The organism is Stenotrophomonas maltophilia group sp. msm4 (assembly GCF_032025605.1).
Taxonomy (GTDB): domain Bacteria; phylum Pseudomonadota; class Gammaproteobacteria; order Xanthomonadales; family Xanthomonadaceae; genus Stenotrophomonas; species Stenotrophomonas sepilia.
Genome location: NZ_JAVSKK010000001.1, coordinates 1,569,121 through 1,585,173 on the forward strand (window position 1 = coordinate 1,569,121; position 16,053 = coordinate 1,585,173).

Annotated in this window: 11 protein-coding genes; 7 read left to right on the forward strand and 4 right to left on the reverse strand. The window is 65.9% G+C overall.

Going from position 1 to position 16,053, the window contains the following annotated elements; genetic code table 11:
- Positions 1-211: 211 nt before the first annotated feature.
- Genes ROV93_RS07425 through ROV93_RS07435 form a run of 3 tightly spaced genes read left to right on the forward strand, consistent with a single transcriptional unit; the run spans position 212 to position 5,325 of the window.
- Positions 212-868 carry a TetR/AcrR family transcriptional regulator gene (locus ROV93_RS07425; protein WP_072168157.1) on the forward strand — a complete coding sequence of 219 codons (657 nt, stop codon included), beginning with the start codon at positions 212-214 and terminating at the stop codon, positions 866-868.
- Positions 868-2,136: an efflux RND transporter periplasmic adaptor subunit gene (locus tag ROV93_RS07430; protein ID WP_072168158.1), complete on the forward strand. Its 1,269-nt coding sequence runs from the start codon at positions 868-870 to the stop codon at positions 2,134-2,136. Before ROV93_RS07425 ends, ROV93_RS07430 begins: the two co-directional genes overlap by 1 nt.
- Positions 2,137-2,151: 15 nt before the next feature.
- A complete protein-coding gene (locus tag ROV93_RS07435; RefSeq protein ID WP_005417430.1) occupies positions 2,152-5,325 on the forward strand; it encodes a multidrug efflux RND transporter permease subunit in 3,174 nt (1,057 codons plus the stop codon).
- 152 nt (positions 5,326-5,477) lie between these two features.
- On the opposite strand, the gene ROV93_RS07440 is transcribed toward ROV93_RS07435, so the two are convergent.
- On the reverse strand, positions 5,478-5,741 hold the full coding sequence (locus tag ROV93_RS07440; RefSeq protein WP_072168159.1) for a hypothetical protein: 264 nt from the start codon (positions 5,739-5,741) through the stop codon (positions 5,478-5,480).
- Between the two features lie 168 nt (positions 5,742-5,909).
- Positions 5,910-7,058: an acyl-CoA dehydrogenase family protein gene (locus ROV93_RS07445; RefSeq protein WP_072168160.1), complete on the reverse strand. Its 1,149-nt coding sequence runs from the start codon at positions 7,056-7,058 to the stop codon at positions 5,910-5,912.
- A gap of 153 nt (positions 7,059-7,211) precedes the next feature.
- Here ROV93_RS07445 and ROV93_RS07450 point away from each other — a divergent pair, with 153 nt between their 5' ends.
- From ROV93_RS07450 to ROV93_RS07465, 4 genes are all read left to right on the forward strand, one after another.
- Positions 7,212-8,141, forward strand: coding sequence for a metalloregulator ArsR/SmtB family transcription factor (locus tag ROV93_RS07450; RefSeq protein WP_072168161.1), 930 nt, complete (start codon positions 7,212-7,214; stop codon positions 8,139-8,141).
- 13 nt (positions 8,142-8,154) lie between these two features.
- A complete protein-coding gene (locus ROV93_RS07455) occupies positions 8,155-9,246 on the forward strand; it encodes a homocysteine S-methyltransferase family protein (RefSeq protein WP_072168162.1) in 1,092 nt (363 codons plus the stop codon).
- Positions 9,247-9,303: 57 nt separating this feature from the next.
- Positions 9,304-11,988, forward strand: a complete 2,685-nt coding sequence (gene metH, locus ROV93_RS07460; RefSeq protein WP_072168163.1) for a methionine synthase — start codon at positions 9,304-9,306, stop codon at positions 11,986-11,988.
- An 87-nt stretch (positions 11,989-12,075) separates the two neighbouring features.
- Entirely contained in the window at positions 12,076-13,260 is a 1,185-nt protein-coding gene (locus ROV93_RS07465; RefSeq protein WP_072168164.1) for an MFS transporter, read from the forward strand.
- A gap of 12 nt (positions 13,261-13,272) precedes the next feature.
- Here ROV93_RS07465 and ROV93_RS07470 read toward each other — a convergent pair whose 3' ends face one another.
- Both ROV93_RS07470 and ROV93_RS07475 read right to left on the reverse strand, forming a co-directional pair.
- Complete coding sequence (locus ROV93_RS07470; protein ID WP_072168165.1) at positions 13,273-15,345, reverse strand: acyltransferase family protein; 2,073 nt, start codon at positions 15,343-15,345, stop codon at positions 13,273-13,275.
- A 48-nt stretch (positions 15,346-15,393) separates the two neighbouring features.
- Entirely contained in the window at positions 15,394-16,047 is a 654-nt protein-coding gene (locus ROV93_RS07475) for a DUF2058 family protein (RefSeq protein ID WP_072168166.1), read from the reverse strand.
- Positions 16,048-16,053 lie beyond the last annotated feature (6 nt).

The following is a 16,053-nucleotide window of genomic DNA, read 5'->3' on the forward strand; positions in this document are numbered from 1 at the left end:
GTAGCCCTACCGCACGAAAAGGCCTTGCTGCAGGACGGAATAAGCAGATCCGGGTTTGCTGCGGTTTAGACGCCTATTCAGTTCGCTCCGGTATGGAGCGGGCGCCTGCTTGAGCACTGCCGACAGGATCGGCAAAGCGTGTTACCGGAAGACACACGCGGCGACACCGATTCGATTCCACAATCCTGAACTGGACGGTATAGTCCACCGCGTGAACCCGGCCTACCTTCCCGTTGCCCTCGACGCACGCGATGAGCGCGTGTTCGATGCCGTGCGCGAACTGCTGGCCCAGCAGGGCATGCAGATGAGCATGGACGCGGTGGCCCAGCATGCCGGCTGTTCCAAGCAGACCCTCTACTCGCGCTACGGCAGCAAGCAGCAACTGCTGCGCCGGGTAATGCAGCGCCACGTCGGCCACGCTACCGGCGCCATGGTTCGTGCACTCCGTACTGACGACCTGCGTGCCAGCCTGCTCCAGTTCGCCACCGACTTCCTGGAGCACTTCAACCAACCGCACGTGGGCCAGGCCTGCCGGCTGATCGCCGCCGACGCGGCCCAGTTTCCCGAAGAGGCGCGTACCCTGTACCGGCATGGCGCCGGCGCACTGGCGCTTCATCTTGCTGAATGGATTGAAACCGTTTGCATGCAGGGCCAGCTCCGGCATGACGACCCGCACTTCATGGCCGAACTGCTGCTGAGCATGATCGCCGGTCAGGATTTCGACAAACAGCGCTTCCATACCCCCCACCGTGATGACGCGCTCTTGCGTCGGCGCTGGGCAGAGTTCTCCGTCGACAGCTTCCTGCGCGCCTTCGCGCCTCAGCCGTCGCCGGCCCCGTCTACAAACCAACCCCGGAGTTCCTCCTGATGACCGCCCCACTCCGCACCCTTGCCTTGACGTGCGCCGTTGCTGTCGCGCTGGCTGCCTGCAAGAAGCCGGAACAGCAGACGCCCCCGCCGCCGGAGGTGGGCGTGATCGACGCCAAGCCGCAGACCCTGCCGCTGCAGCGCGAGCTGGTCGGCCGCCTGTCGCCGTTCCGCAGCGCCGACGTCCGCGCACGCGTGCCCGGCGTGCTGCTCAAGCGGGTCTACCAGGAAGGCTCGCAGGTCAAGCAGGGCCAGACCCTGTTCCTGATCGACCCGGCGCCGCTGCGTGCCTCGCTCAACGCCTCCGAGGCCCAGCTGGCCTCGGCCCGCGCGACCTACGCCAACGCCAAGGTCGCCGCCGATCGCGCACGCTCGCTGGCCCCGCAGCAGTTCGTCTCCAAGTCCGACCTGGACAACGCCGAATCGGCCGAGCGCACCGCGCTGGCCGCGGTCAAGCAGGCCGAAGCGGCAGTGACCTCCTCGCGGATCAACCTGGGCTATGCCGAAGTGACCGCGCCGATCAGTGGCGTGGCCAACAAGCAGCAGGTCACCGAGGGTGCGCTGGTGGGCCAGGGCGATGTGACCCTGCTGACCACCGTCGACCAGCTCGACCCGCTGTACGTCAACTTCTCGTTGAGCGTGGACGAGCTGACCCAGCTGCGCGCGCAGCAGGCCAAGGGTGCGCTGGCGCTGTCCGGCGACGGCAAGGCCACGGTCAACGTCAAGCTGGCCGACGGCACCACCTATGGTGAGCCGGGCACGCTGGACTTCTCCTCGACCACGGTCGACCCGGCCACCGGCGCCGTGTCGTTGCGCGCGCTGCTGCCGAACCCGCAGCAGATCCTGCTGCCGGGCGCGTTCGTCAGCTTCCAGGCCAACCTGGGCGAGCGCAACAACGCCTTCCTGGTGCCGCAGCAGGCCCTGCTGCGCGATACCACCGGCGGCTACGTGATGGTGGTCGGCGCCGACGGCAAGGTCGTGCGCAAGAACGTGAAGACCGATGGCGCGCAGGGCGGCAACTGGCTGGTCAGCGACGGCCTGGCCGCCGGTGACAAGGTGATCGTGGCCGGCGTGCAGAAGGTCAAGGAAGGTGCACCGGCGGTGGCCAAGCCGTGGACCCCGGGCCAGGACGCCAACGGCAAGCCGGCCGCAGGCGGCGCCGCAGCGGCGGGCGCTGCACCGGCTGCAGGCAAGGCACCGGCCGACGCGGCCAAGCCCGAGCAGGCCGATGCGGCCAAGCCGGCCGCCACCGATTCGAACAAGCAGTAACGGGAACCTTCCGTCATGCCTAAATTTTTCATCGAACATCCAGTCTTCGCCTGGGTGGTTGCGATCCTGATCTCGCTCAGCGGAGTGATCGCGATCCTCAACCTGGGCGTGGAGTCCTATCCCAACATCGCCCCGCCGCAGGTCACCGTCTCGGCGACCTACCCGGGCGCCAGCGCCGATACCACGGAAAAGTCCGTCACCCAGGTGATCGAGCAGCAGCTGACCGGCATCGATCACCTGCTGTACTTCAGCTCCTCGTCCGCCTCCAACGGCCGTGCGCAGATCACCCTGACCTTCGAGACCGGTACCGATCCGGACATCGCCCAGGTGCAGGTGCAGAACAAGGTCTCGCTGGCCACGCCACGCCTGCCTTCGGAAGTGACCCAGCAGGGCGTGGTGGTGGCCAAGGCCAATGCCGGCTTCCTGATGGTGGTGGCGCTGCAGTCCGATACCCCGACCATCAACCGTGACGCCCTGAACGACATCGTCGGTTCGCGCGTGCTCGACCAGGTCTCGCGCATCCCCGGCGTCGGCAGCACCCAGCAGTTCGGTTCCGAGTACGCCATGAACATCTGGCTGAACCCGGAGAAGATGCAGGGCTATGGCCTGTCGGCCAGCCAGGTACTGGCCGCGGTGCGCGCGCAGAACGTGCAGTTCGCCGCCGGTGCGCTGGGTTCGGACCCGTCGCCGGAAGGCCAGCACTTCACCGCCACGGTCTCGGCCGAAGGCCGCTTCAGCTCGCCGCAGGAATTCGAGAACATCATCCTGCGCGCCAACGCTGATGGCTCGCGCGTGCTGTTGAAGGACATCGCCCGCGTCGCCTTCGGTGCCAACAACTACGGTTTCGACACCCAGTACAACGGCAAGCCGACCGGTGCCTTCGCCATCCAGCTGCTGCCGGGCGCCAACGCCCTGAACGTGGCCGAAGCGGTGCGCGCCAAGATGGACGAGCTGCAGCCCAGCTTCCCGGCCGGGGTCACCTGGTTCTCGCCGTACGACAGCACCACCTTCGTCAAGATCTCGATCCAGGAAGTGGTCAAGACCCTGTTTGAAGCGGTCTTGCTGGTGTTCCTGGTGATGCTGATCTTCCTGCAGAACTTCCGTGCCACCCTGATCCCGACCCTGGTGATCCCGGTCGCCCTGCTCGGTACCTTCCTGGGCATGTGGATGATCGGCTTCACGATCAACCAGCTGACGCTGTTCGCGATGGTGCTGGCGATCGGCATCGTGGTCGACGACGCGATCGTGGTGATCGAGAACGTCGAACGCATCATGACCGAGGAGGGCCTGGCGCCGAAGCCGGCCACGCAGAAGGCGATGACCCAGATCACCGGTGCGGTGGTGGCGATCACCGTCGTGCTGGCCGCGGTGTTCATCCCCTCCGCCCTGCAGGGCGGTGCCGCCGGTGAGATCTACAAGCAGTTCGCGCTGACCATCGCCATCTCGATGGCATTCTCGGCGTTCCTGGCCCTGGGCTTCACCCCGGCGCTGTGCGCGACGTTCCTCAAGCCGACGCACAACGACAACCCGAACATCGTCTACCGCACCTTCAACAAGTACTACGACAAGATCAGCCACACCTACGTGGGGCACATCACCTCGGCGGTGCGCCATGCGCCGCGCTGGATGATCCTGTTCGTGGTGCTGACCGCGCTGTGCGGCTTCCTGTTCACCCGCATGCCGGGCAGCTTCCTGCCGGAAGAAGACCAGGGCTATGCGCTGGCGATCGTGCAGCTGCCGCCGGGCTCGACCAAGGGCCAGACCAACGAAGTGTTCGCGCAGATGCGTGGCATCCTGGAAAAGCAGGATGGCTATGAAGGCATGCTGCAGGTGGCCGGCTTCAGCTTCGTCGGTTCCGGCGAGAACGTGGGCATGGGCTTCATCCGCCTGAAGCCGTGGGAGGAACGCAAGTTCACCGCGCCCGAGTTCATCCAGAACATGAACGGCGCGTTCTACGGCATCAAGGAAGCGCAGATCTTCGTGGTCAACCTGCCCACCGTGCAGGGCCTCGGCCAATTCGGTGGCTTTGACATGTGGCTGCAGGACCGTAGCGGTGCCGGCTACGAACAGTTGACCCAGGCCCGCAACATCCTGCTCGGCCAGGCCGCGCAGAAGCCGGACCACCTGGTCGGCGTGCGCCCCAACGGCCTGGAAAACGCGCCGCAGCTGCAGCTGCACGTGGACCGCGTGCAGGCGCAGTCGATGGGCATGTCGGTGTCGGACGTGTACAGCACCATCCAGCTGATGCTGGCCCCGGTGTACGTCAACGACTTCTTCTACGAAGGCCGCATCAAGCGCGTGACCATGCAGGCCGATGGTCCGTACCGCACTGGCCAGGAATCGCTGAAGAGCTTCTACAGCCCGTCCAGCCTGACCCAGAACGCCGATGGCACCAACGCGATGATCCCGTTGAACACGGTGGTCAAGTCCGAATGGGTGTCGGCGCCGCCGTCGCTGAGCCGCTACAACGGCTACTCGGCGATCAACATCGTCGGTTCGCAGGCACCGGGCACCAGCTCGGGTGAGGCGATGCAGACCATGGAAGGCATCGTCAACGACGACCTGCCGGCCGGCTTCGGCTACGACTGGTCGGGCATGTCCTACCAGGAAATCCTGGCCGGCAACGCTGCGACCCTGCTGCTGGTGCTGTCCATCGTGGTGGTGTTCCTGTGCCTTGCCGCGCTGTATGAAAGCTGGTCGATCCCGGTGGCGGTGCTGCTGGTGGTGCCGCTGGGCGTGCTGGGTGCCCTCGGCCTGTCGATGCTGCGCGGCCTGCCCAACGATCTGTTCTTCAAGATCGGCCTGATCACCGTGATCGGCCTGGCGGCGAAGAACGCGATCCTGATCGTGGAGTTCGCGGTGGAGCAGCGCGCAGCAGGCAAGAACCTGCGTGATGCCACCATCGAAGCGGCGCGCCTGCGGTTCCGCCCGATCCTGATGACGTCGTTCGCGTTCATCATGGGCGTGATCCCGATGGCGATCTCCACCGGTGCCGGCGCCAACTCCCGCCACGCCATCGGTACCGGCGTGATCGGCGGCATGCTGTTCGCCACCCTGCTCGGCCTGCTGATGATCCCGGTGTTCTTCGTGGTCGTGCGCCGCATGCTGGGCGACAAGCTGGACGAACCGTCCAAGGAGTTCATGGAACGCCAGCGCGATGCGGATGCCGCACATCGTCCGGATCGTTGATCCGGTGCTGCGCTGAAAACGAAAAGGCCCCGGAGCGATCCGGGGCCTTTTTATTGCCACAATTGAATTCATGCCAATCCAGGTTGGCATCTACCGGAACAACGGCATTGCCGGTAGCCGCCAACCTGGGTTGGCGCTGTTCGGGCAACGCCTCAGCGCAGCAGCGCAACCACCGCGCACACCGCCACCAGAATCAGCGAGGCCCACTGCATGGGTACGAAGAAGAAATGGTGGGGCGCGGCCTCCCCCTTCTGCCGCGGCGCACGGTTGAGCCACAGGCCCAGCACCACGTTCACCGCCGCGCCGAGGCCTGCGCCCAACAGAACCTGTGACAGCGGGATACTGCCCCTGGGGCCGTCATGCGGAAAGAAGTACGCCAGCAGCAGGATCGCTGCAATCGGCGTCACCAGCGTCATGATTCCCCAACCGCGATAGATCACGTCGTCATCCTCGAAGAAACGGACTGCATTAGAGCAGCATGCATCTCCGCAGGCCAACGGCAAAGACGTCATCTGGATGACCATCATCCACGCGTGGCGTGGGCCTACCGCCGCGCCGCCATTGCGGCGGCGCGGCCATGCGACTCAGCGCAGCCCGGTTTCGTTGCGGGCGATCACCAGGCGCTGGATCTCCGAAGTACCTTCGTAGATCTCGGTGATCTTGGCATCACGGAAGTAGCGCTCCAGCGGCATTTCCTTGGAATACCCCATGCCGCCGTGGATCTGCACGGCCTGGTGGGTAATCCACATCGCCGCCTCAGAGGCGGTCAGCTTGGCGATGGCAGCCTCATTGCTGAAGCGCTTGCCCTGGCCCTTCACCCACGCCGCGCGCAGGGTCAGCAGCAGCGCTGCGTCCAGCTTGCACTTCATGTCGGCAATCTTGGCCTGGGTCATCTGGAAGGTACCGATGGCCGCGCCGAATGCCTTGCGCTCCTTGACGTATTCAATCGTCGCTTCATAGGCGGCTCGGGCGATGCCGACGGCCTGCGAAGCGATGCCGATGCGACCGGCATCGAGCACGCTCATGGCAATCTTGAAGCCCTCACCTTCCTGGCCCAGCACGTCTTCGGCCTGCGCCACGTAATCGTTGAACTCGATCTCGCAGGTGGCCGAGGCGCGGATGCCCAGCTTGGGCTCGGTCTTGCCACGACCGAAACCGGCCTTGTCGGTATCGATGATGAAGGCGGTGATGCCGCGCGCGCCCTTGTCCGGCTCGCTCATCGCGAACAGCACGATGTACTTGGCCACCGGACCGGAGGTGATCCAGCTCTTCTTGCCATTGATGACGAAGGTGCCGTCGGCCTGCTTCACCGCGCGGCAGCGCATGGCGGTGGCATCGGAACCGGACTGCGGCTCGGTCAGCGCGAACGCGCCGATGGCCGTGCCTTCGGCGATGGCACGTACGTAGGTCTGCTTCTGCTGCTCGGTACCGTGGGTCAGGATGCCGTTGCAGAACAGCGAATTGTTGACCGACATGATGGTCGAATGGGCTGCGTCGGCGGCGGCGACCTCCACCATCGCCAGCACGTACGCAACCGGGTCCATGCCCGCACCGCCGTATTCGGTCGGCACTTCAATGCCCATCAGGCCGTTCTCGCCCAGCAGGCGGATGTTGTCCAGCGGGAACTCGCCGGTGCGGTCATGGTGCTCCGCACTGGGGGCGATCTTTTCCTGCGCGATGCGCCGCGCAACGTCCTGCAGCATCAACTGCTCTTCGGTAAAGCTGAAATCCACAACACCCTCCCGGGTACATGAAGTTATGGGCCGCATACGGCGCGCCCAGGTGCTGCGATTGTACCGGGGCCCGGCAGTTTCCGTACGCTGGCGACTTGACCGCGCCAGGCCCCTTCAGCGAATATATCTCTATATCGCGATAGGTAGATGTTTATGGATCTGGAAGACTGGTCGACCCGCCTGAAGGTGTTCGCCGATGCCACTCGCGTGCGCCTGCTGGCGCTGCTGGAGCAGGAGGAACTGACCGTGGCCGAACTGTCGGCGATCACCCGGCTGGCGCAGCCGCGCGTGTCCACCCACCTGGCACGCCTGAAGGAAGCCGGGCTGGTCCGCGACCGCCGTGCCGGCGTGTCGGCCTATTACCGCTTCGACGAGGCCCAGCTGGACCCGGCGCAGCGTGCATTGTGGCATGCCTTGAGCAACGGAAGCGATGATCCGCTGCTGCGCCAGGACGCTGAACGCGTGGCCGCCGTGCTGGCCCACCGCGCCGCCGACCAGAACTGGGCCGACAGCGTGGCCGGCGACATGGAACGCCACTACTCGCCGGGCCGTACCTGGGAGGCGCTGGCACGCACCGCGCTGCCGCTGCTTGAGACCGGCGACGTGCTGGATATCGCCTCTGGTGATGGCGTGCTGGCCGAACTGGTTGCCCCGCATTCCAAGCGCTACATCTGCATCGATACCAGCGCGCGCGTGGTCGCCGCCGCCAGCGAGCGCCTGCGGCGGCTGCCCAATGTGGAAGTGCGCGAGGGCGACATGCATGCCCTGCCGTTCGAGGATGCCAGCTTCGACCTGGTCGTGCTGATGCATGCGCTCACCTACGCCAGCAAACCGGCGCAGGCGGTGACCGAAGCTGCACGCGTACTGCGCCCGGGCGGCCGCCTGCTGCTGTGCAGCCTGGCCCGCCACGAGCACAAGGCAGCGGTGGAGGCCTATGGCCACGTCAACCTCGGCTTCAGCGACAAGGAGCTGCGCAGGTTCGTCGACAAGGCCGGCCTGCAGGTGTCCAGCCTGGAGACGGTCACCCGCGAGAAACGGCCGCCGCACTTCGAAGTGATTTCGCTGATCGCCAACAAGCCCTGAGCCCGAGACCGCCATGCCCGCCCTGCCCTGGTTGCATCCTGATCGTGCCAACGCCCTGCTCGACGCCCTGCGCGAGCGGATCCTGATCATCGATGGTGCGATGGGCACGATGATCCAGCGCCACGGCCTGCAGGAAGACGATTACCGTGGCGAACGCTTCGCCGGTGGCTATGACCATCTGCATGGCTCCGGCTGCGATCACGCCACACCGGAAGGCCATGACCTGAAGGGCAACAACGATCTGCTGCTGCTGACCCGGCCGCAGATCGTCGCCGACATCCACACCGCCTACCTCGAGGCCGGTGCGGACCTGATCGAAACCAACACCTTCAATGCAACCTCGGTCAGCCAGGCCGACTACCACCTCGAGCACCTGGTGTACGAGTTGAACAAGGCCGGCGCTGCGGTCGCGCGCACGTGCTGTGATGCAGTGGCCGCAACCACACCGGGCAAGCCGCGCTTCGTGATCGGGGTGATCGGCCCGACCAGCCGCACCGCGTCGATCAGCCCCGACGTCAACGATCCCGGCTTCCGCAATACCAGCTTCGACGAGCTGCGCGACACCTACCGCGAAGCCATCGAGGGCCTGATCGACGGCGGCGCCGATACCCTGATGGTCGAGACCATCTTCGACACGCTCAACGCCAAGGCCGCGCTGTATGCGCTGGAGGAAGCGTTCGATGCGCGCGGCGCGCGGCTGCCGGTGATGATCTCCGGCACCATCACTGACGCTTCCGGTCGCACCCTGTCCGGGCAGACCGCCGAGGCCTTCCACGCATCGCTCGCCCACGCCCGGCCGTTGTCGATCGGCTTGAACTGCGCGCTGGGCGCCGATGCGATGCGCCCGCATGTGGAAACCCTCTCGCAGGTCGCCGACTGCTATGTCAGCGCCCACCCCAACGCCGGCCTGCCCAACGCGTTCGGCGACTACGACGAAACTCCTGAAGAGATGGCCACCACGCTGCGCGGCTTCGCCGAGGATGGCCTGTTGAACCTGGTCGGCGGCTGCTGTGGCTCCACCCCCGAGCATATTCGTGCGATTGCCAATGCCGTAGCCGGACTGCCGCCGCGCGCACTGCCCGGCACCCGGGAGCAGGCCGCATGAACGTTGCCGCCACCGTCCCGCACTTCCCGCCCTACTGCTGTTGAGCCGACGCCTGCCATGACGCCTGTCCGCCCTACCCGCCTGTCCGGCCTGGAACCTCTGGTCATCACCCCGGACCTGCTGTTCATCAATGTCGGCGAACGCACCAACGTCACCGGCAGCGCGCAGTTCCGCAAGCTGATCAAGGAAGGCCGCTACGAGGAGGCGGTGGACGTGGCCCGCCAGCAGGTGGCCAGCGGCGCCCAGATCCTCGACGTCAACATGGACGAGGGCCTGATCGATTCGGAAGCGGCGATGACGCGCTACCTCAACCTGATCATGTCCGAGCCGGACATCGCGCGCATCCCGGTGATGGTCGACTCCTCCAAGTGGAGCGTGATCGAGGCCGGCCTGAAATGCCTGCAGGGCAAGAGCGTGGTCAACTCGATCTCGCTGAAGGAAGGCGAAGCGCTGTTCCGCGAGCACGCGCGCAAGGTGCTGCGCTATGGCGCCGCGGCAGTAGTGATGGCGTTCGACGAGGCCGGGCAGGCAGACACCTGTGCGCGCAAGGTCGAGATCTGCACACGCGCCTACCGCATCCTGGTCGACGAGATCGGCTTCCCGCCGCAGGACATCATCTTCGACCCGAACATCTTCGCCGTCGCTACGGGCATCGAAGAGCACGACAACTACGCGGTGGACTTCATCGAAGCCACCCGGATCATCAAGCAGACCCTGCCGCACTGCCATGTCTCCGGCGGCGTCTCCAACGTCTCGTTTTCGTTCCGCGGCAACGAAACCGTGCGCCAGGCCATCCATTCGGTGTTCCTGTACCACGCGATCGCCGCCGGCATGGACATGGGCATCGTCAACGCCGGCGCGATGCCGATCTACGACGAACTGGAGCCGGACCTGCGCGAGCGTGTCGAGGACGTGATCCTCAACCGCCGAAGCGATGCCACCGAGCGCCTGCTGGAGATCGCCGAGCGCTACAAGGGCAGGAAGGGCGCGGCGAAGACCGAAGACCTGGCCTGGCGCGAAAAGCCGGTGGCACAGCGATTGGCGCATGCCCTGGTACACGGCCTGGATGCCTTCGTCGAGGAAGACACCGAACTGGCCCGGCAGGCCTCCAGCCGCCCGCTGGACGTGATCGAAGGACCGCTTATGGACGGCATGAACATCGTCGGCGACCTGTTCGGCGCCGGCAAGATGTTCCTGCCACAGGTGGTGAAATCCGCGCGCGTGATGAAGAAGGCCGTGGCCTACCTGCTGCCTTACATCGAAGCGGAAAAAGCGCGCAGCGGTGACACCGCCAAGAGCAACGGCAAGATCATCATGGCCACGGTGAAGGGCGATGTGCATGACATCGGCAAGAACATCGTCGGCGTCGTACTGGCCTGCAACAACTTCGACGTGGTCGACCTCGGCGTGATGGTGCCGGCGCAGATGATCCTCGATGCCGCCCGCGAGCACAACGCCGACCTGATCGGCCTGTCCGGGCTGATCACCCCGTCCCTGGAGGAGATGAGCCACGTCGCCCGCGAGATGGAGCGCCAGGGCTTCGACCTGCCGCTGCTGATCGGGGGCGCGACCACTTCGCGTGCGCATACCGCGCTGAAGATCGACCCGCACTACAAGGCGCCGACGGTGTGGGTGAAGGATGCATCGCGCGCAGTTGGCGTGGCGCAGTCGCTGATCTCGCGTGATCTGCGCGAGGCCTTCGTTGCCGCCAACGAAGCCGACTATGCCGAAATCCGCGCGCGCCACCGCAACCGGGGCGACGCCAAGCGCCTGGTCACACTGGAACATGCGCGCGCGCAGAAATTCCAGGGCGGCTGGGACAGTTACACGCCACCGGCACCGAATCAGCCCGGCCTGCACGTGTTCGACGACTATCCGCTGGCCGAACTGGTCGACTACATCGATTGGACGCCGTTCTTCCAGGCCTGGGAGCTGGCCGGCAAGTTCCCGGCGATCCTCACCGATGAGATCGTCGGTACCCAGGCCAGCGAGCTGTACAAGGATGCCCGTGCGATGCTCGAGCGCATCGTCGGCGAGAAGTGGCTGACGGCCAAGGCCGTGTTCGGCCTGTGGCCGGCCAACAGCATCGGCGACGATGTCCGCGTGCAGCACGCACAGGGCGAAACTACCCTGCACTTCCTGCGCCAGCAGGTGGACAAGCCAGCCGAACGTCCGGATTTCTGCCTGGCTGATTTCATTGCCCCGGCCGACAGCGGAAAGCAGGACTGGATCGGCGCGTTCGCGGTCACCGCCGGCATCGGCATCGACGCCCACGTCGCGCGCTTCGAGGCCGAGCACGACGATTACAACGCGATCCTGCTGAAAGCACTGGCCGACCGCTTCGCCGAGGCGCTGGCCGAGCGCCTGCACCAGCGCGTGCGTACCGAATTCTGGGGCTACGACCGCGCCGAGACGCTGGACAACGAGGCCCTGATCGACGAGCAGTACCGCGGCATCCGTCCGGCCCCGGGCTACCCGGCCTGCCCCGAGCACAGCGAGAAGCGCCGCCTGTTCGACCTGCTGCAGGCTGAGCAGAACGCGGGCATGGAATTGACCGAGAGCTTCGCGATGCTGCCCACGGCCGCTGTCTCGGGCTACTACTTCAGCCATCCGCAGAGCCAGTACTTCGTGGTCGGGCGGCTCAGCCGCGAACAGGTCACCGACTATGCCCGGCGCAAGGGCGTGGACCGCGCCCAGGCCGAACGCTGGCTGGCCTCCAACCTCGACTACGACCCCGAATGACACAAAAAGGGGACGGAGGGGATTAAGTCGTTTGTGCATTAGCGACTTGATCCCCTCCGTCCCCTTTTTTTGCTTCATCATTCGGCGATGACCGTTCCCGTTGCCCGCCTCTCAAGTTTCTACCTGTTCTACTACGCGGCGCTCGGCGCGTTCACGCCGTACTGGAGCCTGTTCCTGACCGCGCGCGGGATGAGCGTGACCGCGATCAGCGTGATGATGGGCCTGTGGTACGCCACCCGCGTGATCGCACCCAGTACCTGGACCTCGCTGGCGGCCGCATCACCGCGACCGATCCGCCTGCTGCGCGTCGGCTGCGTGCTGACCCTGCTCAGCTTCGCTGCCTTTCTGCTGCCACTGCCGCAGCCGTGGATGTACCCGGCGATGATCGTGTTCTGCTTCTTCTACAACGCGGTGATGCCGCAGTTCGAGTCGATCACCCTCACCCACCTGGGCAACGACAGCCATCGCTACGGGTTGATCCGGGTCTGGGGCTCGCTCGGTTTCATCGCCGTGGTCACCCTGTTCGGCTGGCTGATCGAGGGCGATGGCGCCGGCAACCACGCCGGATTGTTGCCGTGGATGATGCTGCCCCTGTTCGTGCTGCTGGTTGCCTCGGCCTTCAGCAATCACTACGCGCGCGACATCGGCAGGACGGCGGGTGACACCAGCGGCTTCTGGCAGATCGTGCGCCGACCGCCAGTGCTGGCGTTCTTCCTGGCCGCCTTCATGGAACAGCTGTCGTTCGGCCCGTACTACACGTTCTTTTCGGTCTACATGGACCACCACGGTTACCGCACCACCACCCTCGGCCTGCTGTGGACCATCGGCGTGGTCTTCGAAGTGGGCGTGTTCTTCACCATCGGCCGCTTCTTCCGCCGCTACGACGCCAGCTGGATGCTGCTGATCGCGCTGGTCAGTTCCTGCCTGCGCTGGGCCGTGACCGCACTGTTCCCGGAGAACCTGCCGGTGATGCTGCTGGCGCAGACCGCGCACGCGCTGGGCTTTGCCGCGTTCTTCGCTGCAGCGATGCAGATGCTGGCGACCTACTTCCCCGGTCGTCTAAACGGCCACGGCCAAGGACTGCTGTACGGCTTTTCGTCCGGTGTCGGCGGTGTGCTGGGCGCGCTCATTGCCGGCCAACTGTGGAAGATCGACGACGGCCGCACCGCGTTCCTGGCCGGCAGCGGCTTCGCCCTGATTGGCGCCCTGCTCTGCTTTTTCGCGCTGAGCCTGCCGCTGATGCGCGCGCGCCGGACCCACGGCGCACACTGACAACGCTCCGATTCAGCGCTGCAGCAACACCTGCTGCAGCGATGGCAGCAGCACGCGGTTGCCATGCGCGCTGAGATGATCGCCATCGAAGAACAGCGGGCGGCCATCGCGCTGCGCGGGACATAGCGCGTCGTCACACAGCGCCGGCATCGGGTCCCACAGCACGCCACCCGGCAATCCATCAACCACCTGCCGCAGGCTGCCCAGCATCGGCGCACGCAGCGCTTCCATCGCCTCGCGCGTGCTGTCCAAGCCATTGCGGCAGACCTCGTTGCGCGCATTGAAGCGGTCCGAGCAGCGATAGGGCGGCGCCGGCAGCACCGGCTTGGGCGCCTCCAGCACGATGCGCACACCGCGCTCGGTCAGTGGCTTCCACTGCTTGATCGCCTCGGCTGCTTCGGCCTCACGCCCTGCCGCGGCCACCGCTGTCAGTTCGCCCGCCAGCTGCGCCCGCGCATCGAACAGCACGAACTGATCGGACAGGCGCGGCATCCGCAGCGACACCAGCACCACGGCATCGCCCGGCTGCGCACGCCGCGCGATATCGGCGAACACCGCGGCATCGAAATCAGCGCAACCGGCACCCGCGCCACGCCACTTCTGCAGGCTCACTTGCGGGCATCCGCCGCGGCCATAGAGGGAGACCTCCGAGCCGGTTTCCAGCGCCAGCCGCTGCAGCAGCTCGATGTAAGCCATCGCATGCGAATCACCGGCAACAAACACCCGCTTCGGCGCGCCTGCCGGCGTCGGGCGGTCGCAGTTTTCACGGGCAAAGGTCCGCGCACTGCCGCCTTCGAAACGATGCTTGGCAGCCAGCAGAGCGCAATCGGGATAATCGCCAGCCACGCTCTCGCCATTGGGGTACCAATCGGCCGGATGCCGGCTGACAGTGCTCAGTGACAGTCGTGGCGCCTGCTGATAGAGCAGTGCCTGGATACCGGCGGCGCACAGCAGTACGACCGCGCCGGCCAGCACCCAACGCCCGGGACGCAGGCGCTGTGCCAACGTGCCGCGGAACGGCTGTTCCACCCAGCGCCACGATGCCCATGACAGCACCAGTACCAGCACCATCGCAGCGGTCATCTGCAAGGGTGTCTGCAGGCCCACGGTCCAGCGCATCAGCACGAACACCGGCCAGTGCCACAGATACAGCGAGTACGAAAGCAGGCCGATGCGGCGCATCGGAGCGCTGGCCAACACACGCGCCACCCACGCCTGCGGATGGTGATGCAGCGCCCAAAGCAGGCCCGCAGTGGCGAAGGCCGGCAGCAGGCCGTCAGGCCATGGCGAGCGCCCGGCACGCGAGGACCATAGCGCCCACCCCAGCAGGGCCAGCGCCATCATGGCCAGCAGGGAAAACACCGGCGCAGCGCGCTTCAGTGCCTGACTGGTTGCCGGGTCCAGCGATTGCCGCACGTGCAGCAACTGGAACAGCAGCACGCCCACCCCCAGTTGCCAGAGACGGGTGCTGGTGGCGTAGAACGCCCACGATGGCGGCGCCTCGCGCAGACCCAGCACCGCAGCGTGCAGCAGCGATGCCATGCTGACCAGTGCGAACAGGCCCAGGCTGATCCAACGCCCGCGCGCGCCACGTGCCCAGGCCAGGAACAGCAACGGGAACAGCAGATAGAACTGCTCTTCCACACCCAGCGACCAGGTATGAGTGTAGGGATTGAATTCGGCCTTGGGCGCGAAGTAATCGTTGCCAATCGCCGCCAGCACCCAGTTGCTGAAGCCGAACAACGCCATCAGCCCCGTCTTGTCGCTGGCTTCGCTGAGCCACGACTCGGGAATGAACAGCACGCTCGCCACAGCGGTCAGCAACACGCACGCCAGCAGCGCTGGTGCGATGCGACGGATGCGACGCGCATAGAAGCGCAGCATCGACTGCCCCAGCGACAGCGGCGGCAGCCGGTGTACTGATGCGCTGACCACGAAACCGGAGATGACGAAGAACACATCCACGCCGGTGAACCCGCCTGGCAACCAGGCCGGGTCCAGGTGGAACACGATGACGGCCAGCACCGCGATCGCGCGCAGGCCGTCAATGTGCGGCACGTAGCCGCGGCTTGGATCAGCGGTCATCCCTTCCCCCACGGCCGCGACGGCAGCGCGCTCGCGGCGGTCGCGCGCTTACCAGACCAGGTCGTCCGGCACCTGGTACTGCGGATCCGCGTACGGATCTTCCTCGGCCGGCGCATTCGGATCGACCTTCAGCGCCACCGACGGGGCGAACACCGCCTCGGACTGTGACAGCACTTCAGCGGTCACCAGCAGGTAGCGCCCGTTGAGCTGGACCACTCCAAGCTCGCCGGCATTGAGCGCGGTCAGCTGTTCGGCGGTCACATAGATGCGCTTGATCTTGCCGCCATACGGGAAGTGGCGGGCGATGTCGGCCGCTTCCGAGTTCAGGCTCTTGTCCTTCAGCAGTTCTTCCAGCTTGGCCTTGGCCTCGCGGCGTACGCGCGCCTCTTCCTGTTTCAGACGCTCGGCCTCGATGCGCTCTTCCTTTTCCTTCTGCGCGCGGATGGCATAGGCCTTGGCCAGATCCATCTCTTCGGCGCTGCGCGGCGTGCGCGGGCCCTGCTGGCCCGGGCGACCGTGGCCATGCCCACGACGCTCGCCGGGCTTGTGCTCGCCCTTGCCAGCGCCCTGCGGCTTTCCATTGCCGTTGCCACCCTTGCCCTGCGGGCGACCGTCACGGCGGGGGCCATCATTCTTGCGCTCGGGCTTGGGCGCGGGCTTGAAGCCCAGGCCCATCAGCTGGTCGCGGAGGGTATCGCTCATAGGATT